The sequence below is a fragment of the Intrasporangium sp. Soil_C_50 genome, from assembly GCF_057656595.1.
In genome coordinates this window covers 25,166-50,123 of sequence record NZ_JBDGKB010000010.1, presented here as the reverse complement: position 1 = coordinate 50,123, position 24,958 = coordinate 25,166, and the positions used below count along the sequence as shown (strand labels likewise).

The following is a 24,958-nucleotide window of genomic DNA, read 5'->3' as shown; positions in this document are numbered from 1 at the left end:
GACGCGTCCGCCCGGCGGGTACGGACGCGTCAGGAGATCGCCGCGAGGTCGACGGTCCACACCGGGTTGGCGCGGACGCGGTGCACCCGCGGGCCGGTGGCGACGTGCGTCATCGGCTGCAGGAGCGGCACGAACGGGCCGCGCTCGTTCATCGCCACCTGCCAGGCGGCGTACGCGCCCGCCCGGTCGTCGCCGACGGACGCGCGGGCGGCCTCGGTCAGCTCGTCGACGAGGGCGTCGTCGCCGCGCTGCCAGCCGGCACGCTGGCCGACGAGCTCGCCGGGCGCGAAGGCCAGGTAGTTCTCGGGGTCCGGGTAGTCGGGGCTCCAGCTCCACAGGCTGAAGGCGCTGCGCCCGGAGCGGTAGGCGGCCAGCGCCGTCGACGACGGCTGCGGGTCGAGGACGACCCGGATGCCGACCGCTGCCAGCTGGCCCCGCACGGCGTTCGCGATGGTGCTGCGCTGGATACCGGAGATCGGCACGTCGACCGCATAGGTGAGGCGGACCGGCTCGCCCCGGTACCCGGAGCGCTTGAGGGCGGCGCGCGCGCCGGCGAGGTCGCGTGGAGCGGCCGTCGGCACGGCGGTCGGCCGCGGCGAGGTGCCGGTGGTCCCGGGCACCGGGGTGCCGGTACCGGACGTGCCGGTGCTGCCCGCTGCCGTCGGCGAGCTCGTCGCCGGGGACGGGGTGCCGGTCGCACCTGGGCTTCCGGTGCGCGTCGGGGTCGGTGGGGAGGTCGGGACCGCGCCGTCCTCGAGCGAGCCGACGATGCCCGAGGGCACGAGGCCGGCAGCCGGGCGGGCGTCACCGGCCGCGTGGGCGAGCGCCTCGACGTCGAGGCCCTTGCGGACCGCCTCGACGAAGGCGGTGTTCGCGGTCCAGCGGTTGACGCGCGGGTTGCGCGACAGCGAGAGGAAGGCAAGCGTCGAGGAGTTGGACGCCGTGACGGCGACCGAGCCCGGCCCGCCTGGAGTGGGGGTGCCCGACGGAGCCGACGTGCCCGACGAGGGCGAGGCCCCGGACGCCGTCGAGGGGCTGCCGGTGCCCGAAGTCGCCGTTGCGGTGCCCGTCGCCGCGCCCGTCGCGGTGTCCGCCGCCGTGGCGGCGGCGCTCGCGGCCAGGGCGGCCGCCTGCGCGGGCGAGACGTCGAGGGCGACGTCGGCGCGACCGGCTCGCACGTCGCCGACCTGGTCCTTGGGCGCGACGTCGCGCAGCACGACCTCGCCGAACGCGGGTGCCGCTCCGCTCCAGGCGGGGTTCGCGGCCAGCGTCACCTGGCTCGACGTCGCGCCGGTCAGGACATAGGGGCCCGAGCCGGCCGAGTGCGTCGACAGGTACCGGGCCGCGGTGTCGCCGGGGCCGACGGTGCCGCCGTTGGCCTTGACCGCCGCCGAGTTGAGGATGCCGAAGGCCGGGTTGGCGAGGACGGACGGCAAGGCGAAGTTCGAGCGCGGCGAGCTGAGGGTGAAGGTGCGGTCGTCGACCTTGACGATGTTGACGGTGCCGAGGACGGCCGCCGCCGTGCCGCCGAGGCCCTGCGCGCGCTGGAGCGTGAAGACGACGTCGTCGGTGGTCATCGGCGTGCCGTCGGAGAACACGAGGCCCTTGCGCAGGCGCATCGTCAGCCACTTGCCCTCCGGCGAGAGGGTGTACTCGGCGATGCCGGGCACGACCTTCGTCGGATCGGCGGCGTCGAGGTCGGTGAGGGTCTGGTAGGCGGCCTTGGAGACGAGCAGGCCGCTGCGGTCGAACTGGCGCGTCGGGTCGAGCGTCGCGTGGTCGAAGACGGTGTCGACGACGAGGGGATCGCGCGGCGTCGGGGCCGGTGCGGGCGTCGTCGTGGCCACGGGGGTGCCCCCGGCCGTCGCGGTGGCGCCGCCCCCTGGCGAGGCGTCGGTACAGGCGGACGTGAGCAGGGCCGCCACCGCGACGGCAGCGATCGCCACGTGGCGGGCGGCACGTCGACGCACGGTGATCCTTCGCTGCTCGAGGGGCCGACACGTCCGCGAACGAGGGCACGAGGCCGTGCGGACGAGTCGGTGGACGGTGCCTGCCGGAGCGTCGCGCCTGCCTGACGACGCCCGGGGCCGTGCGGCGAGTCTATCCGGCTCCGCCCGCCGCGACGCCTCCCGACTCAGCACTCGGCGCGAGCACGAGGTAGGCCTGCGCGACGAGCACGACGACGATGGCCACCCACTTGCCCGTGGGCAGCTGGACGCCGTAGCGCCAGCGGTCGACGAGCACGAGCCCCACCTGGAGGATCACGACCCAGCCCATCGTCACGAGGGCGAGCTCGGCGTAGCGCAGCGACGACGCGTAGACCCAGAAGAGGACGAGGAACGCGCCGGCGCCGAGGACGAGCGCGCGGACGCTCCCGTTGCTCGCCCACTCCTTGGCGAGGACGGCCCCGGCGAGGTCGAGGCCGGCCAGGCACACCATCGCGAGCGTCGCGACGACCGGCACGGGCCACGCGTCGGGGACCTTGATGAGTGGGAAGACGTCGGTGACGCTCATGGCTGGCACATCCTCGGGGGCCGGGCCCGCCCCTCGAACGGGCCTCCCGGGTCAGTGCCCCGCGGCGACGCTCCTGATACGGCTCGTTCCCCGACGCCCGTGGCTCGCGCCCGACCGGCGGTTCACGCCTGACCGGCGGCGAACCAGGCGGCGACGTCGGGCTCGAGCGGTGGCACGTCGACGGCTCCCCCGCCCGAGCGCAGCGACGACGTCGCGCACACCGCGGCCGCGACGGCCTCGCGTGCCGCCACGGGCGAGGTCATGGTCGGGCCGCCCTCGCGGGCGAACCGGACGAACTCGGCCATGAGGAGCGGGTCGGCGCCGCCGTGGCCGGTGGTGTCGGCCGGCGGGATCTCGAGCACCTCGTCGGCGTCCTCGCGGTAGCTGTCGGTGCGGCGGGTCCACACCTTGACGACGGCGCCCGGGCCGTCGCCGAAGTTCTCGAGCCGGCCCCTGGTGCCGATGACGGTGTAGTTGCGCCAGTAGTCCGGCGTGAAGTGGCACTGCTGGTAGCTGGCGAGGACGCCGCCGTCGAGCACGAGGTTGGCCATCGAGATGTCCTCGACGTCGACGACCGGGTGCAGCTCGCGCTGCTCGGTGGGCGGCCAGTTGTCGAGCGAGTACCAGTCGGCCATCCGGCGGTCCGAGTTGTCGCGGTGGTCGGTGATGTCGCCGTAGACGGCGAGGTCGCCGACGGCCGCCACCCGACGCGTGTAGGCGCCGGCGAGCCAGTGGATGACGTCGATGTCGTGGGCGCCCTTCTGCAGTAGCAGGCCCGTGGTGTGGGTGCGGTCGGCGTGCCAGTCCTTGAAGTAGTAGTCGCCGCCGGCCGAGACGAAGTGGCGGCACCAGACGGCCTTGACCTCGCCGATCGTGCCCGCCTCGATGACGGCACGCATGGCCCGGATGACCGGCATGTGGCGCATGTTGTGCCCGACGTACAGCCGGGTACGGGTGCGCGCGGCCGCGGCGAGGATGCGGTCGGCGTCCTCCACCGTCGTGGCGAGCGGCTTCTCGACGAAGGTCGGCAGCCCGGCCTCGAGGGTGCGCACGGCGTGGTCGGCGTGGAGGTGGTCGGGCGTCAGGACGAGGACGGCGTCGACCTCGTCCCGCACCTCGGGGCTCAGCAGGTCGTCGACGCTGTCGACGAGTCGGACGCCCTCGACGCGCTCGGCGGCGTCGCGGCGTCCACGCTCGGCGGCGTCGCACACGACGGTGACGCGGCTGCCCTCGCCGGGGCGGTGGGCGTACCTCGCCAGGCCGGCGCGCAGGCCGAAGCCGATGATGGCGAGGCGCAGGTCGGTCGTGCCGGTCGGGTCGGGCGTCGAGGCGCTCGCGGCAGGCGTCGAGGAGGGCGTCGGGGAGGGCGTCGTGGTGGTCATGGTGCGTGGGTCACCTTTCACGGGGTCTGGTTCGAGGGTCTCAGCCCTTGGAGCCGCTGAACGCGATGCCCTGGATGAACTGGCGCTGCAGGGCGATGAAGAGGACGAGCACTGGAAGGGTTGCGAGGACCGACCCGGCCATGAGCGTCGTCGTGTCGACGGTGAACTGGCCGATGAGGGAGGCGAGCCCGACCGACAGCGGCATCTTCGTCGGGTCGTTGTTGACGACGAGGGGCCACATGAGGTCGTTCCAGCTCCACAGCACGTCGAGGACGGCGAGCGCCACGAGGCCGGGGCGGGCCAGCGGCAGCATGACGCGGGTGAAGATCTGCCAGTGGTTGGCGCCGTCGAGGCGGGCCGCCTCCTCGAGCTCGCGCGGCAGGGTGAGGAAGAACTGGCGCAGCAGGAAGGTGCCGAAGGCGCTGAAGAGGCCGGGCACGACGAGCGCCTGGATCGAGTTGAGCCAGCCGAGGCCGGAGATGATCTCGTACTGCGGCAGCAGGAACAGCTGGCTCGGCACCATGAGGACCGACAGGAACAGCCCGAAGAGCAGCCCGCGGCCGCGGAACTCGAAGCGCGCGAATGCGTAGCCGGCCATCGAGCACAGCACGAGCTGGCCGGCGACGCGTCCGACGGTCTGCAGGGTGCTGTTCCAGAACATCTGCCCGAACGGGAGCGTGTCGAAGACCTTGCCGTAGTTCGACCACTGCGCGTGCTTCGGGAAGACGGTCGGCGGCACGGTCATCGTCTCGCCGAGGGTCTTCAGCGAGGTCATGACCTCCCAGAAGAACGGCCCGACCATGACGACGGCGCCCAGGACGAGCACGACGTGGACGCCGATGTGCCTGGGCCGCAGGGGCTTTCCCGATGCGGGGGTGGGGACTCGGGTCGCGACGTCAGACATAGTGCACCCACTTCTTCTGGAGGCGGAACTGCAGCGCGGTCACGGCGACGATGACGACGAGGATGACGAGGGCGATCGCCGCGGCGTAGCCCTGCTGGTTCTCGACGAAGCCGCGCTGGTAGAACTGCGCGACGATCGTCTCCGTCTGCGGGTAGGCCGGGTTGGTCGGGCCGCTCATGACGAAGATGAGGTCGAAGGTCTGCAGGGCGCCGATGACGGCGAGCACCGAGATGAAGAAGACGCTCGGGCTGATCGTCGGCAGCGTGATCGACCAGAACTGCCGGATGCGCCCGGCGCCGTCGAGCGAGGCCGCCTCGTAGAGCTCCTTCGGCACGCCCTGGATCGCCGCGAGGAAGATGACGATCTGCGTGCCGAGGCCGAGCCAGATGCCGACGCCGGCGATGGCGTAGAGCGCGGTGTCGGGGTTGGACAGCCAGTTGGTGCCCTGGATGCCGACGACGTGCAGCATCGCGTTGATGACGCCGACGTCGCCGTTGTAGAGCGTGCGCCAGATGAGGCCGACGGCGGCCGGCATCGTCACGACGGGCAGGAAGTAGAGGACGCGGTAGACCTTGACGCCGCGCAGCCCCTCGGTCGACAGCAGCGCCGCGACGACGAGCGCGATCGGGATGCCGAGCAGGGCGACGACGGTGAACTTCACCGTGTTGAGCAGGGTCTCCCACAGCCGCGCGTCACCGAAGAGCTTCGCGTAGTTGTCGAGCCCGACCCACTGCGAGCCGCCGAACGGGCCGGTCTCGGTGAAGGAGATGAGCATCGTCCGCACGACCGGCCACAGGTAGAAGACGAGCAGGCCGAGCAGCGTCGGGGTGATGAAGACGGCCGCCCAGAAGACGTCGTTGCGCCGCTTCGCCGACGGCGGTCGACGCGTCGGGGCCGGGCGGCGGGAGGCCCGGCGGCCGGGGGCCGGGCTCGTGGCCCGGCTCCCCGACTCGGTCCGGACGGCGGCGGCGCCGCTCGTGGCGGTGGCCGTACCGGGGGCCACGGTCACTGCTCCTTGGCGAGCGCCGCGTCCATCTGCGTGGCGAGGTCCTTGAGCCCGGCCGCGGCGTCGACCTCCCCGTTCCACACCTTGGTGAGGATGTCGGTCTGCAGGGTCGTCCAGACCTTGGTGTTCTTCGAGGCCGGGTACGGCACGGCGTTCGGCAGCTCGTCGAGGTAGGCCTTGAGGTTGAACTGCGGCATGGCCTTGACCCACGCCTGCTGGGTGCCCTCGTAGGCGGGGATGACGGCGCCGGCCTCGGCCTGGATCTGCGCGGCGCGCTCGCCGCCGAGGAAGGCGACGAACTTCTGCGCGGCGTCCTGGTGCTTGGTCTTGGCGTAGATGACGTTGCCGAGGCCGTGGATGACCGAGATCTGGCCCTTGGGACCCTTCGGCACCGGCGCGACGTTGACAGTCGCCTTGAGCTCGGGCACCTCGTTGTACTCGACCGCGGCCCACGAGCCGTTCCAGTACATCGCGACCTTGCCGGCCTTGAAGAGGTCGCCGGGGCTCGTGTCGGTCATCTGCTGGACGGTCGGGGACGCGCCGTCCTTGACGAGGGAGGTCCAGAACTCGATGCCCTGCAGCGCCTCGGGCGAGCCGAAGCCGCTCTTGGTGCCCGCCGCGTCGATGACCTGGCCGCCGGCCGACGGGATGGTGTCGTAGAAGCCGGACTGGTCCTCGACGGGGGCGGCGGCGCCCCAGACGCCCTTGCCCTTGTCGGTCAGCGCACGGGCGGCGGACTGGAAGTCGGCCCAGGTCCAGTCGTCCTTGGGGTAGGGCAGCTTCTTGGCGTCGAAGAGCGCCTTGTTGTACCAGACGCCGACGGTGTCGAAGTCCTTCGGGATGCCGTACGTCTTGCCCCCGTAGGAGTAGAGGTCGACGAGGGCCTTGGGGTACTTCGCGAGGTCGAGCTTGCCGCTGCTGATCGTCTGGTCGAGGGGCAGCAGCTGCTGGTTGGACTCGTAGAGCTTGACGTTCGGCCCGTTCATCCAGAAGACGTCGGGAGCGCCGCCACCGGCGGCCGCGGTCTGCAGCGTCGTGAAGTACTGCTTGAACGGCGTCACCTGGAGCTTGACGGTGACGTTCGGGTTGGCGGCGTGGAACTCGTCGGCGATCTTCTGCATCGCCGGCACCTGGTTCTTGTCCCAGATGCCGTACGAGAGGGTGACCGGCCCGTTCTCGGGGCCGGCCGAGCCGGAGCCGCCGGTGCTGCCGCAGGCGGTCAGGGCCAGGGCGGCCAGGGGGAGCAGGGCCGTGGCGGCCAGCGTGGACGTTCGGCGCGGGATGCGCATGGGCGTCTCCTCGGACGGGGTGCACTTCGTCGGGCAGCCCACGTCGATTCGCTCGTTTGTGCGTGGGCGGGACTACAATCGAGCACATTCGATCACGTGTCAATCCGTGGCGACCGGCTCGAGGGCGAGTCCGGCGCCGCCGGTCCGGCCGGCGCCACGGGTCCCTGTCGGCTACCCCCGACGCGGCCGGCGGGCTGCTCGCACGACGGAATCCGTTGCGGCCCAAGCTGGTCCGCGCCCTCCACGACCCCGTGTCCAGCGCGCGAGACACGCGTCCGCCATCCGGACGGTCCTCGGGGCGAGAATGGGGAGGTGCCGATCCTGCCGATGCCGCGCGACCCCCGGTTCATCACGATCCGCCGCGGCGGCACGCTGACCGACGACGACCACCGGCTGCTCGCCGGGTGGGCGCTCGTCTGCGCCGAGCACGTGCTCCCGCTCTTCGACGCTGCCGGCACGGGCGACGCCCGGGTGCACGAGGCCCTCGACATCAGCCGGCGGTGGATCCGCGGCGAGGTGCCGATGACCGTCGCGCACAACGCCGCCTTCCCGGCCAACGCGGCGGGCAAGGGGCTGCCGGACCCGGCCCGGTTCGCCGCGCTGTCGGCGGGACAGGCCGTCGCCGTCGCGCACGTCGCCGCCCACGAGCTCGGCGCGGCCGCCTACGCGATCCGGGCGGCGTCGGCGTCGGCTCCCGCCGGCGAGGCGGAGGCCGCACGCCTCCGCGAGCGCGACTGGCAGCGCGAGCAGCTGCCCGACGCCATCCGTGAGCTCGTCCTCGACGACCAGCGCCTCCGCAGCCCCATCTGCTGGAACACCTTCGACGACTGAGCGTCGTCGATCACGGTGAAACGGCCCTTGCCCCCTCCCCGTCCAGTGAGCACGCCGTCGCACCGCCCCCACCCGTCACGAGGCCCCTGGGACCTGTGGGACTCCCTGCTCACTCGATGAAGGAGGGAGGGGCGGGCGGAGGCGCCCGGTCGGGCGGGTGGAGGATCTCGGACGCGTCAGGCGCGGAGGACCTTTTCCATGGCCTTGCCCTTGGCGAGCTCGTCGACGAGCTTGTCGAGGTAGCGGATCTTCCGCATGAGCGGGTCCTCGACGTCCTGGACCCGGACGCCGCAGACGCTGCCGGTGATGAGCGACGCGTGGGGGTTGAGGTGCGCGTCGGCGAAGAAGTCCTCGAACGTCGTGCCGGCGTCGAGGTGCTCGCGCAGCCGGGCGTCGTCGAAGCCGGTCAGCCACTCGATGACCTCGTCGACCTCGTCCTGGGTGCGCCCCTTGCGCTCGGCCTTGGCGACGTAGAGGGGGTACACCGACGCGACGCTCGTGGTGAAGATCCGGCTCATCCCTCGAGGGTAGCCAGCAGCACCGACGGCCGGGCTGCTACCGGGCGGACCAGACGAAGCCGCCGACGAGCAGCATCAGGACGAAGGCCCGGACACCCCCGAACCGCCGACGCGCGCCCGGCTCACCGGACGGGTGATGCGTCGGCTCACCGAGCACGAGGAACACGACGGTGGTCAGCGGGGTGAGGGTGCTGACGAGCAGCCAGAACCAGGCCCAGCGGGTGGCCCTCGAGGGCTCGGGCCCCATGACGAGCAGGAGCAGGGAGAGCACCCAGACGAGGAGCGCCCCACCGACGACCCACGACGGCAGCTCGATGCCGAACATCGAGCCCCCGGTCGGCCGAGCCGAGTCGTCGTGCACGATGCGCAGGACACCGGTGCCCTGGGCCTCGCGCAGGTTCTGGTCGATGCTGCCGACCACGACATCGGACCTCGCCCCCTCACCCTGGTCGGGGCTGCTCACCTGCCGGACCGTCGTGAGCCGGTCGAACCCGCCGTCGGACCAGCGCACGTACGCGGTGCTGTAGCCCGACGCGCCCTGCGGCAGCGTGCCGGCGACGCGGACGTCGTGGACCTGCCCCGACGCGACCGCCGCGCGCAGCTCGGAGAGCGGGGTGGGGTGCGTGCCGAGGAGCCCGACCGCGACGGCCACCACGACGGCCGCGACGACGAGGACCGCACGGCCGAGGCCGTCGGTGATCCCGCCGTGGAGGGCACGGGTGGGCACAGGCGTCGGCGCCGACATGAGCCCGAACCTAGGGCACCCGGGCCCACCCGGTCGACGGTTCGGGCTGCAGGTTCGTGCAACGGCTCCGGTCGGGACGCCTCAGCCGAAGGTGCGCACGAAGGCGCGGAGCACGTCGTGGGCGGCCTCGACGTCGGCTGCCTGGACCGACGCGATGAGGTCGTCCTTCTCCTCCGGCCGGAAGTAGCCGTGGTGGGCGTAGGCGTGGATCCGCTCGACGAGCGTGTCGAGCTCGAGCTCGGGGTGGAACTGGGTGACCCACGCCCGCTCGCCGACGCGGTAGGCCTGCACCGGGCACGGGTCGCTCGTCGCGAGCAGCACGGCGCCGGGTGGCAGCTCGCTGCAGGCCTCCTTGTGGCCGACGAAGGCCGTGAACACCTCGGGAAGGTCGGCGAAGAGCGGGTCGTCGCGGCCGGCGTCGGTGACGCGGACGGTCGTCGTGCCGACCGGCTCGCCGTACGTGCGGTCGACGACACCACCGAGGGCCAGGCCCGTGGCGCCGATGCCGTAGCAGAGGCCGAGGTAGGGCACCCCCTCGTCGACGAGACCGCGCAGGAACACGGTGAGCTCGCCCTCGACGCGTCTCTGCTCGGGCGCCTTCTGCGCCTCCGGGTCGGTGACGGTGTACGGGCTGCCGCCGAGGACGACGCCCGCGTAGGCCGACGCGTCGAGCGGGGTGAACGGGCCCTGCTCCATCCGCACATGGGCGACGCGTCGGTCGGGCAGCCCGGTGAGGCGCACGAAGGCCTCGCGCTCCCGGGCTGCGAGCCCGTCGTCGAGCCGCGAGGTGAGCAGCAGGAACGGAAGCCCGGACGCGTCAGGCGGGGTGTCGGTCACGGCGGGGGCAGTGGCCACGGCGTCAGGGCAGCAGGTCGTCGAGGTAGGCCGGCAGCATCGCCCACCACGTCGGCCAGTCGTGGTCGTAGGCCGGGCCCCAGTCGTCGACGCGGTTCGGGATTCCCTTGGCGCCGAGGACGTCCGCGACCGCCCACGCCTCCCCGACGTCCTCCCACTGGCCGCTGCCGGAGGCCAGCACGATCATCCGGCGCCGCAGCACGTCGAGGGCCGGGCCCTCGAGCCCGGGCAGGAAGTGCAGCGGCGAGCTGTAGTAGAGGTCCTCGGTGAAGGGGCCGCCGATGAACTTCTCGATGGAGTACGTGCCACTCATGCAGACCGCGGCGTCGACGAGGTGCGGGTAGCGGCACGTGACGGCGAGCGCGTTGAAGGCCCCGATCGACGCGCCCGCGACGACGACCCGCATCGGGCCGCCGCTGTCGGAGTGGATCGCCGGGATGATCTCGGAGGCGACGGCGTCGTGGAAGGCGTTGAAGAGGGCCATCCGGTACTCGGTGGAGCCCTGGCGCTCGGCCATCGCCTTGCCGGCGACGCTGTCGCACGAGTAGAGCTTGGCCCGACCGGCGTCGACGAGCGGCATGAGGTGCGCGACGAGCTTGTGGCGCTCGACCTCCTCGGCATCACCCCCGGCGGTCGGGAAGAGCAGCACCGGGGTGCCCCACGTGCCCCAGCGGGCCACCGTGACGTCCTGCTCGAGCCGGTCGGAGTACCAGCGGTCGGTCACCTTCATGGGGTCAGCTCCTCAGCTCGCGTCGGTCGCACAGGTCGGTCACTCGTAGACGTACTTCTGCGGCCCCGGGAAGACCCACGTGAGCGCGTCGCCGAGGCGGTCGCGCCAGTTCTCCCAGTTGTGGCCGTCGCGGGCCTCGGTGTAGCGCACCCGCATGCCGGTGTGGCGGAACACCGGGACCATCGACCGGTTCGGCGTGATGAGGGGCTCGTAGACGCCGCACGACATGTGGATGCGGTCGACGACCGCGGTCGGCTTGGCGCGGTAGCGGTTGACGAACTTCACGACCGGGTCGAACGCCGGCCCGCCGCCGTGGTCGAAGCCGATGTCGGTGAAGACGAGGGACGCCGACTGCAGCACGAGCGAGCCGAAGACCCCGGGGTAGCGCACCGCCGTCGACAGCGAGGCGATGCCGCCGAACGAGGACCCCATGATGCAGCGGGCCTCGGGCGCCTCGAGGAGGGGGAGGCGGTCGGTGAGCAGCGGCACGAGCTCGCGGGCGACGAACCGGGCGTGCGGCGCGTGGTTCGGGTACTCCTTGAGCCGGTCGCGCGGTGCCACGAAGGCGACGACGAGCGGGTCGACGTCCAGGCGGTGGATGAGGTTGTCGAGGACGGTCTTCATCGCCGCGTACTGCAGGTAGTCGGTGCCGTCGTGGACGATGAGCAGCGGGTAGCGCTGGGCCCGGTTGAACCGCGCCGGAAGGTAGATCTGCACGGGCTGCTCGCGGCGCAGGGCCCGGCTGCGCACGACCTCCTCGACAAGGGTGCCCGGCCGCGCCTCGGGGTCGAAGGCCACCCAGTCGGGCACCCGGTAGCCGACGGCCGCGCACACCGACGACGACCCCATGGGGCTGTGCGCGAGCCGCTGGTTGAGGGGGTCGTTGAAGCGCTCGTAGTGCTCACCCTTGCGGATCTCCACCTGGTACTCGACGCGTGACCCCTCCGGCAGCACGGTCGTGACGGCCCAGAGGTCTGACTCGCCGATCCGTTTGAGCGGCAAGGGATCCGGAAGTCCGACGACGCGGTGACGGATCCACGCCTCGTCGACGTCGCCGCGGTAGAGGAAGGTGGCGCGCTCGCCCTCGACGATGGGGCAGCCCCACCGGGCGATGAACCGGTCGATGGCGGGGCCGTCGAGCGGCAGCCGGTCGCGCAGGCCGTTGATGGCGAGGCGCGTCGTGGGGCTCATGCGGCCCCCTCGACGGCGACGTGGCCGGTGGCGTCGAGGTAACGGGTGCCCTGTGGCAGCGGGCCGGCGTCATCGACGGCGGACCCGGACCCGGACCCCAGGCGCACGACGGCGCCGTCGTCGAGCAGGACGAGCCGGTGCTCGGGGAATCGCCGGGCCAGCACCGACATCCGCTCGTGGTCCTCGAGCCGCAGCCGCCGCCGGGCGTGCGGGAGCACGAGCACGCCCGGGACGCGTCCGAGCCCGGTGTCGTGCACCTCCGCGGCCGTGACGCCGTGCGGCGTGTGGTCGTGGAAGAGCACGACGCGGTCGGTGAGGACCATGGCGCCGGCCGACCAGGCGACGACGTGCTGCTCGGCCCGGGGCGTCACGTCGAAGAGGCGCAGGGTGCGCAGCAGCGTCCGTACGTTGCCCCCGGCGACGACGAGGGCCCCGCACTCGTCGAGCACGGCGTTGATCTCGCCGCGGTGCCACCCGATGAGCCCGCTCTCCTCGCGCGGGGTGCGGGCGAACGTCGACGCGTAGAGCTCGGCGAGCTCACCCTCGTACCAGCGGTCGACCTCGCGCACGGCCTCGATCGCGGCGTCGACGGCCACCGGCCCGACGCCGTGCAGCGACGTGCGGTGCGCCACGGCGTGCACCGCGTCGACGGCGCTCTGCAGGCGGATGCCGTAGAAGGTGCGCAGCTCGTCCTGCCGGTCGCGGAAGGCGAGGGCCGCCGCCGCGACCCGGTCGTCCTTGGTCAGCACGTCGATCATCCGGTGGTGCAGGCGCAGGTTGACCCCGCGGTCGTCGAGCAGGCCGTTCAGCTCGCCGTCGTCGGACTCGCGCTCCTCCCAGCCGGCGTTGGTGAAGGCGACGCGTCCGGGCACGTCGAGGGAGCGCACGACCGGCTGCACCGTCGTGGTGAAGCGCTGGGGTCCGAGGAGGATGGTCTCCGGCACGAGCCCTCAGCCCGCGTGGACGCGGATGGTGCGCCCGACGTCGTCGAGCATGGCGCGGGCGGTGTCGTAGTCGGGGTGGCGCACCCGCACCCACGCGTTGGCCATGTAGCCGGCCTCGACAGCCTGGGTGCCGGTGCCCTGCGGGGGGAAGTGGCCGTCGATGACCCACTCGCCGTAGCGGGCCTGGATCTCGTCGATGCCGGAGTAGCCCTGGATGACACCGTCGTGGTCGGGTCGGAGCGCCACGATGCCGGCCGAGTACGTGCGCCGCATCGGCTGCTCGGGGCGGCCGTGCGTGATGACGTGGGCCCACTCGCGGTAGACGTCGACGTCGTTGGCCGCGGAGTAGAGGTCCCAGGCGCCGACGCCCGGCGGGCGGCAGCCGATCTCGCTGAAGCGCAAGCCCTTCGGCCCGTAGAACCACTCCATGTGGGTGGCGGAGGTCTCGATGCCGAGGGCCTTGATGACGCGTCGGCCGAGCTCGCGCACCTCGCCGTAGAAGGTGTTGCCCGGCTCGTCGATGCGGTTGGTCGTGACGAACTCCGGCGAGATCCAGCGGTGCCGCATCGCCTCGAGCACGTTGGGGTAGTAGTGCGTGGCCCAGTCGTGCACGACCTCGCCGCCGACGGTGATGGTGTCGTAGAAGCCCTCGTGCCCCTCGACGAACTCCTCGATGGCGATCGAGCCGGCGCCCTCGGCCCCGAACGCGCCGAGGGCCGCCTCGAGCTCGCGGTCGTCGTCGACACGGGTCGTGCCCTGCGCGCCGGCACCGGCGCGCGGCTTGACGATGAGCGGGTACCCGACCCGCTCGGCGAAAGCCCTTGCCTCTGCGGCGGAGTCGACGGCCGCGCTGGCCGCGGTCGGCACACCCGCCTCACGCAGCGCGTCCTTCATCGACGGCTTGTCGCGGCACAGCCACGTCGTGCGGACGCTCGTGCCGGGGATGCCGCACGCCTCGCGCACCTGCGCGGCGGGCATCGTGTGCGCCTCGACGACGGCCTCGAGCGCGTCGATCCAGACCCGCTCCTGGAAGAAGCGCACGGCGTCGACCATCTGCCCGACGTCGGTGACCGAGCCGACGCGGTAGTACCCGCGCAGGGCGCCGAGGACGTCGTCGCCGAGGTGCCCCTCCTCCGACTCCCCGATGCCGTAGACGTTCGCCCCGACGGCGGCCAACGCCTGCACGAAGCGACGCTGGTTGGCCGGGAACGACGGCTCCACGAAGATGATGTTCACGAGCCCGACGCTAGCGGGCCGGGCGGAGGGGCGCCACGGATCGACGCCACGGGACGGTGCGCGTCAGGCGCCGCGGTGGCCCTGTGCGGCGTCGATCACGTGCGAGCCCTGCTGCTCCTGGATGTCCTCGGGCAGGTCCTCGAACTCCATGACGCGGCGCACCTCGACGGACACCTCGGGGAAGGCGAAGCGGGTGCCGAGCTCGACGGCCTCCTGCCTCGAGGCCACGTCGATGACGGCGAACCCGCCGACGACCTCGCGTGCCTCGGTGAACGGGCCGTCGGTGACCGACGGGCTCCCGCCGGACCGCTTGGTGATCATGGCGCCCTCGTCGCTGCGGTGGACGCCCTCGGCGGCGAGCAGGATGCCGGACTCGGCGCACTCGGTCATGAACGCGCCCATCGCGTCGATGAACTCGGGGCTCGGGTTCCACGCCTCGGGCCGGCTCTCGTCGAGACGGTGGATGAGCAGGTAGCGCATGGGTTCTCCTCATTCGTGTGGTCTGGCCGGGTCGTTCCCAGCCTCCACCACGACGTCGACCGGTGGCGACGCCTTTCGACACGACAGGCCTTTCGGATCCCGAAGGACCCTGCACGAGCGACGACGCCGCCCACCCGGAGGTGGACGGCGTCGAGACGTTCGAGCGGTGACGCGTCAGGCTGTCGCGGGAGCGGCGCCGGCCTCGAGGCCCTTGGGGTCCGCGCCGTACTCGTTGGCGCCGCGGTTGCCCTCGGTCGCGTAGAAGACGATGAGGACGATCGCCCCGACGATCGGGATGAGGCCGATGAGGATCCACCAGCCGCTGCGGTTGGTGTCGTGCAGGCGACGCACGCCGACCGCGAGGCTCGGGATGAACACCGCGATCGCGTACGCGACGTACAGGATGGTGAAGAGGGTGCCGAGGCCGCCACCCTTCGTGGCCGTCATGACGCCGCTGAGGACGCCCAGGATGATGATGTTGAAGAGCGTGAACATCCAGTACTCGGTGCGACGGGCCCGGCCGGAGAACCCGGCGTAGTTCTTGAGCACCTTGGTGTACCACTCCATGTGAGGCTCCCTGTGGATTCAGTGGGACGCGGGATCGCGCGAGCGGACTGTAGCGGTCGGCGGGCCCTGCGTGGGGGGATGCACGCCGGAACCACCGGACACGAATGGGTCACGACAACGTGTCCGGTGGGTGGCGTCGCTGGCGCGGGTGGTGCGGGACGGCGGTGCGGCGTCAGCGGTGGGACGAGCCGTGCACCCGCTCGACGGACGCGACCGTGCCGTCCGAGGCGTCGAGCAGGACCTTCGGGGCCTTCGCGGTGGCGAAGTGGAAGAGGTGCTCGAGCGACCCGGCGCGCGCGTCGGCCGAGTGGTCGCCGACGAGCCCGGTGCCCCAGTTGTCCTCGATGAACCTCAGGATCGAGGCCTGGTCGGTCTGCGTGTGGTCGACGAAGTTCGTCCGCGCGTACGGCGAGATGACGAGCAGCGGCTGGCGCGGGCCCGGACCGCAGCGGTCCTGGTAGCCGCCCCCGACGGGCACGCCCGAGGCCGACGCAGCGGTGCAGAAGGCCGCGTCGTCGGGACTGTTCGAGGCGTTGGTCAGCGTGGCGGCGCGGTGGTCGTACCAGCCGTCGGAGTCGTCGTAGGCCAGGACGATCGCGGTGTCCTTCCAGTTCGGCGACTGCTGGATCGCGTTGATCTCCTTGACGACGAAGCGCTGCTCGTCGACCGGGTCGGAGTAGTCGGCGTGGCCGTCCTGGTAGTTCGCGGCCTTGAGGAAGGTGACGGCCGGCAGCTGGTCGGTGCCGACGACCTTGTCGAAGTCGCTGAGGTCGTACTGGTGGTTGGCCGGACCCGCGTGGCCGATCTCGGCGGTCGAGGCCGGGGCGAGGTGGTGCGGGTTGGCCGTCGACGCGTAGTACTGGAACGGCTCGTGGTGCGGGTTGTAGTCGGTCGAGCTGACGCCGGCGACGTTGGTGTGCGTGGCGAGGCACGCGGCCGGGGTGCCCGCAGCCGGGTCGGCGGCCGCCGTCGGGCGGAAGCCACCCTGGAACCAGCCCCACGAGACGCCCTTGGCGCCCAGCAGGTCGCCGACGTTCTTGTTCGAGTCCTGCATGCCGGCGAGGGTGTTCGACGTCGTGTGGCTGTTGTTGGAGCAGTCGTCGTAGACGGGGTCGGGGTCGTTGGTCATGGTGCCGACGCCGTTCGCGTCGGGGACGCGGACCGTGTAGTCGCTCGAGGTGGGCACGACGGGCGTCGGGTGCGCCGGGTCGCTGGCAGCCGTGAACTCCCGCACGCCGTGGGTCTGGCCGGACACGAGGTTGATCGCGCCGGGCGAGCTCGGCCCGAAGGTCGTGCTGTAGGAGTTGTCGCTCATCGCGTACTTCTGCGCGTAGTTCCACATCGCGGTGACGGTGTTGCCGTCGTAGTAGTCCATCGTCAGGCCGGGCGTGGCGTAGCGGCCCGGCTTGCACGTGTCCTTGCTGACGTACTGGACGAACTTGTCCATGGCGCCGCCGTCGAACGCCTTCTGCTCGTTGGTGTACGTGTGGTCCTGGTCGCAGGTCACGGCCTGGCCCGGGGTGAGGCGCGTCGGCTGCGCGGCGTTCGGGTTGTCGGGGGCGAGCAGGCCGTCGTGGGCCAGGGTGGCGATGTTCCGCGGGGTGTTCGGGGCCGCGTGGAAGGCTGGCGCCGGCGTCGTGGTGCCCTGGAGCGTCTCGCCGGCGCGGTTGGCGGCGTACGGGTACGTGCCGAAGTAGTGGTCGAACGAGACGTTCTCGCCGAAGATGACGACGACGTGCTGGATCGGCGTCGAGGTGCCGGTGCCGTGGGACGCGGGGGCGGTCGCCGTGTCGGTCGCGGTGGCGGCGCCGGCGGCCGAGACGCTGCCGAGGGCCAGGGCGGACACCGCGAGGGCGCTCACCGCACCACCGGCCAGGGCCAGGCGGGAGGGTCGGGACATGGTGGATCTCCTTGGACGACAGAGGTGGTGCCGAAGGCGACCCGGTCGGCGAGCCCGGACGCGTCACGCACGCTAGCCACGCCCCGAGCCCCCACAGGGCCTCGCGAGGTCAGGCGCCACGGAGTTTGCGAAGTGTTTCCCGCGGACGCGTCGGCCCTTTGCCGTTCTCCCAGCCACGACGCATCGGGCGTGGAGCGCACGCCCAGACTCGCTAGAGCCAGCCGCGCTCCTGGGCGACGCGGGCGGCCTCGGCGCGCGTCGACGTGCCGGTCTTGCCGATGGCCGAGGAGAGGTGGTTGCGCACGGTACCCGGCGACAGGTGGACGTGCCCGGCGATCACGGCCACGGTGCCGCCCCGGAGCGCGACGGTGAGCACCTCGCGCTCGCGCTCGGTCAGCGGGTTCGCACCGTCGACGAGCGACTCGGTGGCCAGCGACGGGTCGACGACACGCAGCCCGGCATGGACGCGTCGGACGGCCTCGGCGAGCTGTCGCGCGGGGGTGTCCTTGACGACGAAGCCCGACGCGCCCGCCTCGAGGGCGCGACGCAGGTAGCCCGGGCGGCCGAAGGTCGTGACGACGAGCGTCCGGACCCCGGGGAGGGCCTCGCGGACGGCGGCCGCGGCGGCGATGCCGTCCTGGCCGGGCATCTCGATGTCGAGGAGGCACACCTGCGCACCCGACGTGCGCGCGGCGTCGACGACCTCGTCTCCGCGGCCGACCTCCGCGACGACCTCGAGGTCGCTCTCGAGGGCGAGCAGCGCGGCGAGGGCCCCACGCACGAGGGCCTGGTCGTCGGCGAGCAGCACCTTGATCGGGTCGCTCACAGCGTCACCTCCAGCACGGTCCCGTGTCCTTCCGGTCCGGTGGCGAGCGAGAGCCGGCCCCCGGCGGCCTCGACCCTCTCACGGATGCCTCGGATGCCGTTGCCCTCGGGACGGTCCTCGAGTCCGCGGCCGTCGTCGCGGACGGTGAGCCGGTTGGAGTCGAGCTCGACCCAGCACGCGTCGGCGTCGCTGTGCCGCACGACGTTGGTCATCGCCTCGCGGAGCACCCAGGCGAGCACGGTGCGGTGTCGCGGGTCGACGGTGGCGTGGTCGGTGGGCACGTGACCGTCGATACCTGCACCGGCCAGCGCCGTTCTGGCGGAGTCGAGCTCGGCATCGAGCCGTGCCGCGCGCAGCCCACCGACGGTCGCTCGGATCTCGGCGAGGGCCTGCCGGCTCAGGGCCTGGATCTCGGCGAGCTCGGCGCGGGCCCGCTCGGGGTCGAGGTCGACGAGTCGCTCGGCGAGCTCGGCCTTGACGGTGACGACGGTGAGCGAGTGGCCGAGCACGTCGTGCACGTCGCGGGCGACCCGCTCGCGCTCCTCGACGAGAGCCAGCTCGCGCGACATCGACTCGTACTCACGGCCCCGGTCACTCATGAGCCGGACGCCGGCTGTCATGACGGCGACGGCGAAGACGATGGTGGCCACGACCCACTGGCCCTGCTCGCCGTCGCTGAACACGGCGATGAGCACCGCCGTCGCCACCGCGAGCACGGCGACGGCGAGCGACACGAGCCGCGGCAGCGCGAACATGGCGAAGGACACGACGAAGGGCAGGTAGCTGACGGCGTCGGCGCCGATGATGAGAGCCATGAGGGCCATGCAGGCCACGAGCCCGCCGACGTAGAGGGCGCCCAGGCGGTACGACGGAGCGCACTGCCTCTCCAGAGCGGCCAGGTGCACGGCGCCCCGGGCGTAGACGGCCCCGAAGGCGACGGTGACGACGAGTCCGACGACGACCTGCCAGGCGGGCAGGTGGCCGGTGAGGATCGAGATGACGGGGAAGACGAGGAAGACGAGCCAGACCGACTGGACGATCCAGCCCCACTTCTCCCACGGGTTCGCCTCGGCCACCCGGCCCGACGGGAGGTCGGACCGGGTGGCCGGGGCGCGGCGTCGGGACGCCCGGAACGGCGTCACTGGCGCTCCCGCCCACGGCGGACGAACCACGTGGCGAGGCCGCCGAAGACGAGCGCCCACACGACGACGTTGGCGATCGGAAGCCACAGCGGGTCCTGCGTGCCGTCGGGCAGGTACCCCTCGGTCAGCGGGTAGCGGGCCAGCGCCGCATAGCCGTAGAGCGGCGTGAACTTCGCAAAGGTGAGCAGCGCCCCCGACAGCGGGATGAAGAGGTTGCCGAGGAAGGCGAAGATGACGAGCGTGCCGGCCGCGGCCCCGACCGACGCCTCGGACCGGAACGCCGTGCCGATGACGAGCCCGTAGAGGGCGAACACGGCCGAGCCGGCGAGCGTCAGCAGGGCGCTGACGATCCAGGCGCTGGCCGAGCCGCGGGCACCGGTGGCGGCACCCAGCGCGTAGGTGATCACGACCGGCACGGCGGCCACGGTCATGGCGATGACGGCCTTCATGGCGATGTACGACGAGTCGGCCAAGGGCGTCAGGCCGAGCTGGCGGCCCCATCCCTGGACCCGCTCGACAGCCGCGTTGCCGCCGATGCTCGTCGTGGCGGTGACGGCGCCGTAGGCGGCCATCGAGATCATGACGTACATCGCGACGTTGCCGTTGCCGATGTCCTGGCCCTTGGCGTCGACCGTCGCGCCGAAGATGAGGTAGAAGAACGCGGGCAGGCCGGCGGTGAAGAACATCGCTGACCAGTCGCGCGTGATGCGGCGCATCTCGAGCAGCGTGAAGGTGGCGTTCATCGGACGAGCTCCTGCGGACGGTCGTTCTGGGTCGGGGTGGCGGCGCCGTCGGCACCAGTGTCGCCGGTCAGGGCCATGAAGGCCTCCTCGAGCCCGGCGCTGCGGATCTCGAGCTCGCGGCCACCGAGCTCGACGAGCAGCAGGCGGGCGACGGCGTCGGAGTCGGCGGCCGACACGACGACGCGCGAGCCGCGCTCCTGCACCGAGCGGACGCCGTCGAGGGCCCGGAGGCGCTCGACCGACGCGGCCAGCGTCGACGCCGGAAGCTCGGCCGACACGGTCCGCCCGGTGGCCTGGGCGCGGATCTCGGCGGTCGTGCCGTCGGCGACGATGCGCCCCTGGGCGATGAGGACGATCCGGTCGGCGAAGGCGTCGGCCTCCTCGAGGTAGTGCGTCGCGAAGACGACGGTGCGGCCGGAGTCGGCGTCGGCGTGCATCGTGTCCCAGAAGTCGCGGCGCGCCGTGACATCCATTCCGGCGGTGGGCTCGTCGAGGATGAGCAGGCGCGGGTCGGGCAGGAGGGCGAGGGCGAAGCGCAGGCGCTGCTGCTCACCCCCCGAGCACTTGGAGACGCGTCGATCGGCCAGCTTGGCGAGACCCGCCCGGGCGATGACGTCGTCGACAGGGGCGTGACTGCGGTAGGTGGACGCGATCATGCGGACGGTCTCGCGCACCGTGAGGTCGCGCAGCAGGCCCCCGGTCTGCAGGACCGCCGACACCTGGCCCTCGACGACGGCCGCGCGCGGCCGGCGGCCGAAGACCTCGACGGTGCCGCTCGTCGGCTCGGTGAGGCCGAGGACCATGTCGAGAGCCGTGGTCTTGCCGGCACCGTTCGGGCCGAGGAAGGCGACGATCTCGCCCTGCTCGACCCGCAGGTCGAGGCCATCGACGGCGCGGACCTCGGTGTCGGCGGAGCCGCGGAGGGGGTGGAAGGTGCGGACGAGGTCGCGCAGGAGGATCGCGGGGGCGGTGGCCGCCGGCCTCCCGGCGTTCGCGCCGGTGCCGCTCGGCACGGGGGTCCCGCTCTGGGCGGGGGTGGTGTCCCTGGTCATGGCTCCAGCGTGGCCTGCCCGGGCCCGACGCGTCACCGGCGAAGGTCATGACCTCGCCGTGACACCTGTCATCTCCTCGCCGGGGGGCAGTCAGCTCCGCATGACCTGCGAGCGCGTCGGGGTGAGGTCGACGAGGTGCAGGTGCAGGGTGCCGCCGGTCGGGGCGGGATAGGTGCGCCCGAGGCGGGGTGTCGGTCGCGGACGTGGTCCGGGACGGGTGTCGGTGGCGGGTGGGTGGGCGCCAGCGATCGGGATGGCGGACAGCGTCGGGGGGCGGGGGCTGTCGTCCGCAGGCTCGGGCTCGGGTTGCGCGGGGTTGTCGCTGTCCCCAGCCGCGGGAACGGCGAGTGGCTCAGATGGTCGCGATGGTGGTCCGATGGGCCAGCCTTGTCGGGTCTGGAACCGGAGCCCGTCCGCCCTGGTGGGGTCGCCGGTGATGGTGTAGTCGCCGCGGTGGTGGCTGTCGTGGTGGAAGGTGCACAGGCACAGCAGGTTGTCCAGGTCGGTCATCCCGCCCTCGCGCCAGTGCACCCGGTGGTGGACCTCGAGGTAGTCGGCCGAGGTGACCGGGCAGCCGGGGAACCGGCAGCCGCGGTCCCGGTCGAGGACGAGGATGCGGGTGCGGTGCGGGACGACGCGGTGGGTGCGCCCGACGTTGACCGGGTGCCCTTGCGTCTCCCAGACCGGGACCAGGGCCCCGTCGCAGGTCAGGCCGTCGACGACGTGCCGGGGCAGGCGCGGGCTGCCGGTGAGCCAGCCACCGTTGGTGTCGAGGTGGACCTGAACCCGGTACCGGGCCCGCCGCGCCGAACCGCTGCTGCGCGCGCCGCCGCCGATGCCGTGGCTTCCCGCCGCGTCCAACGACCGGGTTGCCAGGAGCACCAGGGCGTCGGCCCAGGTGATGCGGCGCGGGCCGGGTGTGGTGGCGGGGTCGGTGTACGGGTCCTGCCGGTGCTGGTCGTCGTCGCCCTCGGACGTGTGGGTGGTGTCGGTGACGGTGTGGAACAGGTGGTCCTTCGCCTCGGCCAACGCGGCCCTCACGAGCTCGCCGACCTCGGCGGGCGCGTCGTACCGCAGCCGGAACCGGCCGTCCGCGTCGACGCCCATGCTCAGCGACGCCGGCTCGACCGGTGCCGGCGGGCGCGCCGACGACTCGTCGCCGTCCTCGCCGCCGTCGTCGCCGCCGGTCACCTCGGCGGGTAGGAGCCGGCCCTCCTCGTCGAAGGTCCGCGGTTCGAGGGTGAAGTCGTACCGGGCCACCGAGCGCTGCAGCTGCGGCACCGTCGCGTACTGCGCGAACGCCGCCACCGTGGCATCGAACACGGCCGGGGCGTGCCGGGCCACGACGGCCGCCTGGTCCAGGCTGATCCGCCCCTCCCGCAACGCCGCCGCCGTCTGCGGCAGCTCACCGGCCCGCCGGGCCGTCAGCACCACCGCCGCCGCATGCCCCCGCGACAAACCCGCGCGGACCACGAGCCAGTGCTCCGGCGAACGGATCCCGGCCGCCTGCCACGACCCCTCCACCAGCGCCACCGCCACCGCATCCACAAGTCGGCCGTGGGCGTCGTGCAGGTCGGCGGCCAGGGACGCGACGAGGTCCCAGTCCTGCTCGATCACTGCTTGCGACATACCCCTATCGTACAGGTGTTCGAACAACAGGGAAAGGCTTGTCCACACCGAATTGGCTTGGACCGCAGTCTGTTTCGGTTCTTGATGTCTGCCGGGTGGATGGTTCGGTCCGTCGGATCCGGCGCCTTCGGGCCCAGTGCGCGACACTGGCGGCATGCCGCGGTTCGAGCTGACCATCGTGTCGTCACTGCCTGCCCCCGAGGCGTGGCGCCGCGTCCTCGACCTCCGTGCGCACAGCGAGGTCATCCCGCTCACGACCGTGACCGGGGCCGCGCTCGACACCTCCGTGCTGACGCCAGGGGCCCGCTTCGTCGCGCACACCGGGCTCGGCCCCCTCGGCTTCGACGACGTCATGGTCATCGACTCGTACACACCGCCCACAGAGCACGACGCCGGCGTCGCCCGCATCCGCAAGGAGGGCCGCGCCGTCACCGGCCACATCACGCTCCGCGTCGCCCCCACTCCGCACGGCTGCGTCGTCACGTGGAAGCAGCGCATCGGCGTGCGCGGCATACCCGGCGCGCTGGACCCCGTCGTCGCGCGCGTGGCCACGACTGCCTACCGGCGCACGCTCGAGGAGCTCCTCCGCCGCCCCTGACCGTCCTGCGGCCACGCTACCCGGACGACGGCTCCTTAGGGTGGGTCCATGCGCGTGGACGACGTCGTGCGGGTGGGGCTCGGCACCTTCGTGCGCCCCGCGGAGGAGACCGGCACCGGCAGCCCGCGCGTCGAGCCCGTCTACGGCTACCTCGCGCGCACGCCGGCCGGACTGCTCCTGCTCGACACCGGGCTCGGCGAGGCCGACGAGGAGACCGACGCGTGGTACCGCCCGCGACGCGTCCACGTGGCCGACGCGCTGTCGTCCGTCGGCGTCGCGGTCGACGACGTCGAGATCGTCGTCAACTGCCACCTCCACTTCGACCACATCGGCGGCAACCCGCGCTTCGCGGGCCGCCCGATCCTCTGCCAGCGCACCGAGCTCGAGACGGCCCGCGCCGGCGACTACACCGTCGACGCGCTCGTCGACTTCGAGGGCGCCCGCTACGAGCTGCTCGACGGCGAGGCCGAGCTCGCTCCGGGCGTCCACGTGCTGCCGACTCCGGGGCACGTCGACGGGCACCAGTCGGTGATACTGCGGTGCGACGACGGCACCGTCGTGCTCGCCGGGCAGTCGCACGACACTGCATCGGACTGGTCGGCTGATGCGCTCGCCGCACAGGCCGCATCGCTCGGCCACCGGCCGCCCCTGCCCGAGCCGAGCCCGTGGATAGCACGCATCCTCGAGCTCGACCCGCGTCGCGTCGTGTTCGCGCACGACGCCGCCGTGTGGGAGCCCTGAGCCCGAGACACGGCGCACGAGCTGCTCTCTCGATCGGGGTGAGGGTCACGACGCGCAGCGACGCGTCGACGACCGCGGTCGTCGACGCGTCGGTGGATCCGGCTCAGCGCCAGCCGAGCTCAGGAGCGACGTGCGTCAGGAGACTCTCGATGACGTGCGCGTTGTAGTCGACGCCGAGCTGGTTGGGGACCGTCAGCAGCAGCGTGTCGGCAGCGGCGATCGCCTCGTCCTCGGCGAGGTCGCGCACCAGCTGGTCCGGCTCGCCCGCATAGGTCTTGCCGAAGCGCGCCGTGCCGCCGTCGATGATCCCGACCTGGTCGCTGCTACCCGACTCCCGCCCGAAGTAGGCGCGGTCCATGTCGTCGACGATGGGAAAGACACTGCGGCTCACCGAGACCCGCGGCTCGCGCTCGTGGCCGGCCGCCTTCCACGCGTCGCGGAACCGCTGGATCTGCTCGGCCTGCAGCTGGTGGAAGGGCACCCCGGTGTCCTCGGTCAGCAGTGTCGAGCTCATGAGGTTCATGCCCTGCTGCGCCGTCCACTCTGCCGTGGCGCGCGATCCGGCGCCCCACCAGATCCGCTCGCGCAGGCCCTCCGAGTACGGCTCGATGCGGAGCAGGCCCGGCGGGTTGGGGAACATCGGCCGCGGGCTCGGCTCGGCGAACCCCTGGCCCGACAGCACGTCGAGGAACACCTCGGTGTGCTTGCGTGCCATGGCGGCGTGGTCGCCGTCCTCGGGCTCGTAGCCGAAGTAGCGGAAGCCGTCGACGACCTGCTCGGGCGACCCACGGCTGATGCCGAGCTGGAGCCTGCCGCCGGAGATGAGGTCGGCCGCGCCGGCGTCCTCGGCCATGTACAGCGGGTTCTCGTACCGCATGTCGATGACGCCGGTGCCGATCTCGATGCGGCTCGTGCGCGCCCCGACGGCCGCGAGGAGCGGGAACGGCGAGGCGAGCTGGCGCGCGAAGTGGTGCACGCGGAAGTAGGCACCGTCGGCGCCGAGCTCCTCGGCGGCGACAGCGAGGTCGATGGACTGGAGCAGCGTGTCGGACGCCGAGCGCGTCTGCGAGTGGGGCGTCGGGCTCCAGTGGCCGAAGGAGAGGAAGCCGATGTTCTTCACGTCCCCTCCAACGCA

The 24,958-nt window shown here is 72.4% G+C and carries 25 protein-coding genes; 3 read left to right on the top strand and 22 right to left on the bottom strand.

The window, feature by feature from the left end; translation table 11 throughout:
* Positions 1-29: 29 nt before the first annotated feature.
* The 6 genes from AC3A5R_RS17415 to AC3A5R_RS17390 all read right to left on the bottom strand — a co-directional run bounded on the left by AC3A5R_RS17415 (position 30) and on the right by AC3A5R_RS17390 (position 7,095).
* Positions 30-1,970: an ABC transporter substrate-binding protein gene (locus AC3A5R_RS17415; protein ID WP_487622024.1), complete on the bottom strand. Its 1,941-nt coding sequence runs from the start codon at positions 1,968-1,970 to the stop codon at positions 30-32.
* A 130-nt stretch (positions 1,971-2,100) separates the two neighbouring features.
* Positions 2,101-2,514 (bottom strand): hypothetical protein, encoded by a 414-nt coding sequence (locus tag AC3A5R_RS17410; RefSeq protein WP_487622023.1) that lies wholly within the window; start codon positions 2,512-2,514, stop codon positions 2,101-2,103.
* Between the two features lie 122 nt (positions 2,515-2,636).
* Positions 2,637-3,896: a Gfo/Idh/MocA family protein gene (locus AC3A5R_RS17405; RefSeq protein WP_487622022.1), complete on the bottom strand. Its 1,260-nt coding sequence runs from the start codon at positions 3,894-3,896 to the stop codon at positions 2,637-2,639.
* Positions 3,897-3,936: 40 nt separating this feature from the next.
* Positions 3,937-4,800 carry a carbohydrate ABC transporter permease gene (locus AC3A5R_RS17400; protein ID WP_487622021.1) on the bottom strand — a complete coding sequence of 288 codons (864 nt, stop codon included), beginning with the start codon at positions 4,798-4,800 and terminating at the stop codon, positions 3,937-3,939.
* Complete coding sequence (locus tag AC3A5R_RS17395) at positions 4,793-5,803, bottom strand: carbohydrate ABC transporter permease (protein ID WP_487622020.1); 1,011 nt, start codon at positions 5,801-5,803, stop codon at positions 4,793-4,795. The genes AC3A5R_RS17400 and AC3A5R_RS17395 overlap by 8 nt, the downstream gene beginning before the upstream one ends.
* 2 nt (positions 5,804-5,805) lie before the next feature.
* A complete protein-coding gene (locus AC3A5R_RS17390; protein WP_487622019.1) occupies positions 5,806-7,095 on the bottom strand; it encodes an ABC transporter substrate-binding protein in 1,290 nt (429 codons plus the stop codon).
* A 312-nt stretch (positions 7,096-7,407) separates the two neighbouring features.
* Between AC3A5R_RS17390 and AC3A5R_RS17385 the strand changes: the two genes are divergently transcribed.
* A complete protein-coding gene (locus AC3A5R_RS17385; RefSeq protein WP_487622018.1) occupies positions 7,408-7,926 on the top strand; it encodes a putative immunity protein in 519 nt (172 codons plus the stop codon).
* Between the two features lie 176 nt (positions 7,927-8,102).
* On the opposite strand, the gene AC3A5R_RS17380 is transcribed toward AC3A5R_RS17385, so the two are convergent.
* From AC3A5R_RS17380 to AC3A5R_RS17310, 15 genes are all read right to left on the bottom strand, one after another.
* Entirely contained in the window at positions 8,103-8,444 is a 342-nt protein-coding gene (locus AC3A5R_RS17380; RefSeq protein ID WP_487622017.1) for a DUF2200 domain-containing protein, read from the bottom strand.
* Positions 8,445-8,481: 37 nt separating this feature from the next.
* On the bottom strand, positions 8,482-9,189 hold the full coding sequence (locus AC3A5R_RS17375; protein WP_487622016.1) for a hypothetical protein: 708 nt from the start codon (positions 9,187-9,189) through the stop codon (positions 8,482-8,484).
* Positions 9,190-9,270: 81 nt separating this feature from the next.
* A complete protein-coding gene (locus AC3A5R_RS17370) occupies positions 9,271-10,044 on the bottom strand; it encodes a glutamine amidotransferase (protein ID WP_487622015.1) in 774 nt (257 codons plus the stop codon).
* A 4-nt stretch (positions 10,045-10,048) separates the two neighbouring features.
* The gene (locus AC3A5R_RS17365; RefSeq protein WP_487622014.1) at positions 10,049-10,774 is read right to left on the bottom strand and encodes an esterase family protein; all 726 of its coding nucleotides are present in this window, start codon (positions 10,772-10,774) and stop codon (positions 10,049-10,051) included.
* Positions 10,775-10,813: 39 nt separating this feature from the next.
* A complete protein-coding gene (locus tag AC3A5R_RS17360) occupies positions 10,814-11,965 on the bottom strand; it encodes an alpha/beta hydrolase (protein WP_487622013.1) in 1,152 nt (383 codons plus the stop codon).
* Complete coding sequence (locus AC3A5R_RS17355) at positions 11,962-12,909, bottom strand: Type 1 glutamine amidotransferase-like domain-containing protein (RefSeq protein WP_487622012.1); 948 nt, start codon at positions 12,907-12,909, stop codon at positions 11,962-11,964. Before AC3A5R_RS17355 ends, AC3A5R_RS17360 begins: the two co-directional genes overlap by 4 nt.
* Positions 12,910-12,915: 6 nt before the next feature.
* Positions 12,916-14,145, bottom strand: a complete 1,230-nt coding sequence (locus tag AC3A5R_RS17350; RefSeq protein ID WP_487622011.1) for an ATP-grasp domain-containing protein — start codon at positions 14,143-14,145, stop codon at positions 12,916-12,918.
* A gap of 63 nt (positions 14,146-14,208) precedes the next feature.
* Positions 14,209-14,625, bottom strand: a complete 417-nt coding sequence (locus AC3A5R_RS17345; RefSeq protein WP_487622010.1) for a YciI family protein — start codon at positions 14,623-14,625, stop codon at positions 14,209-14,211.
* 174 nt (positions 14,626-14,799) lie between these two features.
* Entirely contained in the window at positions 14,800-15,192 is a 393-nt protein-coding gene (locus AC3A5R_RS17340) for a DUF805 domain-containing protein (RefSeq protein ID WP_487622009.1), read from the bottom strand.
* A gap of 172 nt (positions 15,193-15,364) precedes the next feature.
* Positions 15,365-17,092, bottom strand: coding sequence for a phospholipase C (locus AC3A5R_RS17335; RefSeq protein ID WP_487622008.1), 1,728 nt, complete (start codon positions 17,090-17,092; stop codon positions 15,365-15,367).
* 211 nt (positions 17,093-17,303) lie between these two features.
* Entirely contained in the window at positions 17,304-17,918 is a 615-nt protein-coding gene (locus tag AC3A5R_RS17330) for a response regulator transcription factor (RefSeq protein WP_487622007.1), read from the bottom strand.
* Positions 17,915-19,060: a sensor histidine kinase gene (locus AC3A5R_RS17325; protein WP_487622006.1), complete on the bottom strand. Its 1,146-nt coding sequence runs from the start codon at positions 19,058-19,060 to the stop codon at positions 17,915-17,917. The genes AC3A5R_RS17330 and AC3A5R_RS17325 overlap by 4 nt, the downstream gene beginning before the upstream one ends.
* Positions 19,057-19,803, bottom strand: a complete 747-nt coding sequence (locus AC3A5R_RS17320) for an ABC transporter permease (protein ID WP_487622005.1) — start codon at positions 19,801-19,803, stop codon at positions 19,057-19,059. Before AC3A5R_RS17320 ends, AC3A5R_RS17325 begins: the two co-directional genes overlap by 4 nt.
* Positions 19,800-20,855 (bottom strand): ABC transporter ATP-binding protein, encoded by a 1,056-nt coding sequence (locus AC3A5R_RS17315; protein ID WP_487622004.1) that lies wholly within the window; start codon positions 20,853-20,855, stop codon positions 19,800-19,802. The genes AC3A5R_RS17320 and AC3A5R_RS17315 overlap by 4 nt, the downstream gene beginning before the upstream one ends.
* 90 nt (positions 20,856-20,945) lie before the next feature.
* Positions 20,946-22,484, bottom strand: coding sequence for an HNH endonuclease signature motif containing protein (locus tag AC3A5R_RS17310; protein ID WP_487622003.1), 1,539 nt, complete (start codon positions 22,482-22,484; stop codon positions 20,946-20,948).
* 154 nt (positions 22,485-22,638) lie between these two features.
* Here AC3A5R_RS17310 and AC3A5R_RS17305 point away from each other — a divergent pair, with 154 nt between their 5' ends.
* Both AC3A5R_RS17305 and AC3A5R_RS17300 read left to right on the top strand, forming a co-directional pair.
* Entirely contained in the window at positions 22,639-23,082 is a 444-nt protein-coding gene (locus AC3A5R_RS17305; protein ID WP_487622002.1) for an SRPBCC family protein, read from the top strand.
* 48 nt (positions 23,083-23,130) lie between these two features.
* Positions 23,131-23,823, top strand: coding sequence for an MBL fold metallo-hydrolase (locus AC3A5R_RS17300; protein ID WP_487622001.1), 693 nt, complete (start codon positions 23,131-23,133; stop codon positions 23,821-23,823).
* A gap of 103 nt (positions 23,824-23,926) precedes the next feature.
* Here AC3A5R_RS17300 and AC3A5R_RS17295 read toward each other — a convergent pair whose 3' ends face one another.
* The gene (locus AC3A5R_RS17295) at positions 23,927-24,943 is read right to left on the bottom strand and encodes an LLM class flavin-dependent oxidoreductase (RefSeq protein ID WP_487622000.1); all 1,017 of its coding nucleotides are present in this window, start codon (positions 24,941-24,943) and stop codon (positions 23,927-23,929) included.
* Positions 24,944-24,958: the final 15 nt, after the last annotated feature.

Excerpts from the sequence above, each read along its gene's own strand:
- AC3A5R_RS17410 (WP_487622023.1), bottom strand. The coding sequence starts at position 2,514 with ATGAGCGTCACCGACGTCTTCCCACTCATCAAGGTCCCCGACGCGTGG.
- AC3A5R_RS17405 (WP_487622022.1), bottom strand. The coding sequence starts at position 3,896 with ATGACCACCACGACGCCCTCCCCGACGCCCTCCTCGACGCCTGCCGCG.
- AC3A5R_RS17400 (WP_487622021.1), bottom strand. The coding sequence starts at position 4,800 with ATGTCTGACGTCGCGACCCGAGTCCCCACCCCCGCATCGGGAAAGCCC.
- AC3A5R_RS17390 (WP_487622019.1), bottom strand. The coding sequence starts at position 7,095 with ATGCGCATCCCGCGCCGAACGTCCACGCTGGCCGCCACGGCCCTGCTC.
- AC3A5R_RS17380 (WP_487622017.1), bottom strand. The coding sequence starts at position 8,444 with ATGAGCCGGATCTTCACCACGAGCGTCGCGTCGGTGTACCCCCTCTAC.
- AC3A5R_RS17375 (WP_487622016.1), bottom strand. The coding sequence starts at position 9,189 with ATGTCGGCGCCGACGCCTGTGCCCACCCGTGCCCTCCACGGCGGGATC.
- AC3A5R_RS17365 (WP_487622014.1), bottom strand. The coding sequence starts at position 10,774 with ATGAAGGTGACCGACCGCTGGTACTCCGACCGGCTCGAGCAGGACGTC.
- AC3A5R_RS17360 (WP_487622013.1), bottom strand. The coding sequence starts at position 11,965 with ATGAGCCCCACGACGCGCCTCGCCATCAACGGCCTGCGCGACCGGCTG.
- AC3A5R_RS17345 (WP_487622010.1), bottom strand. The coding sequence starts at position 14,625 with ATGCGCTACCTGCTCATCCACCGTCTCGACGAGAGCCGGCCCGAGGCG.
- AC3A5R_RS17340 (WP_487622009.1), bottom strand. The coding sequence starts at position 15,192 with ATGGAGTGGTACACCAAGGTGCTCAAGAACTACGCCGGGTTCTCCGGC.
- AC3A5R_RS17335 (WP_487622008.1), bottom strand. The coding sequence starts at position 17,092 with ATGTCCCGACCCTCCCGCCTGGCCCTGGCCGGTGGTGCGGTGAGCGCC.
- AC3A5R_RS17320 (WP_487622005.1), bottom strand. The coding sequence starts at position 19,803 with ATGAACGCCACCTTCACGCTGCTCGAGATGCGCCGCATCACGCGCGAC.
- AC3A5R_RS17315 (WP_487622004.1), bottom strand. The coding sequence starts at position 20,855 with ATGACCAGGGACACCACCCCCGCCCAGAGCGGGACCCCCGTGCCGAGC.
- AC3A5R_RS17310 (WP_487622003.1), bottom strand. The coding sequence starts at position 22,484 with ATGTCGCAAGCAGTGATCGAGCAGGACTGGGACCTCGTCGCGTCCCTG.
- AC3A5R_RS17305 (WP_487622002.1), top strand. The coding sequence starts at position 22,639 with ATGCCGCGGTTCGAGCTGACCATCGTGTCGTCACTGCCTGCCCCCGAG.
- AC3A5R_RS17300 (WP_487622001.1), top strand. The coding sequence starts at position 23,131 with ATGCGCGTGGACGACGTCGTGCGGGTGGGGCTCGGCACCTTCGTGCGC.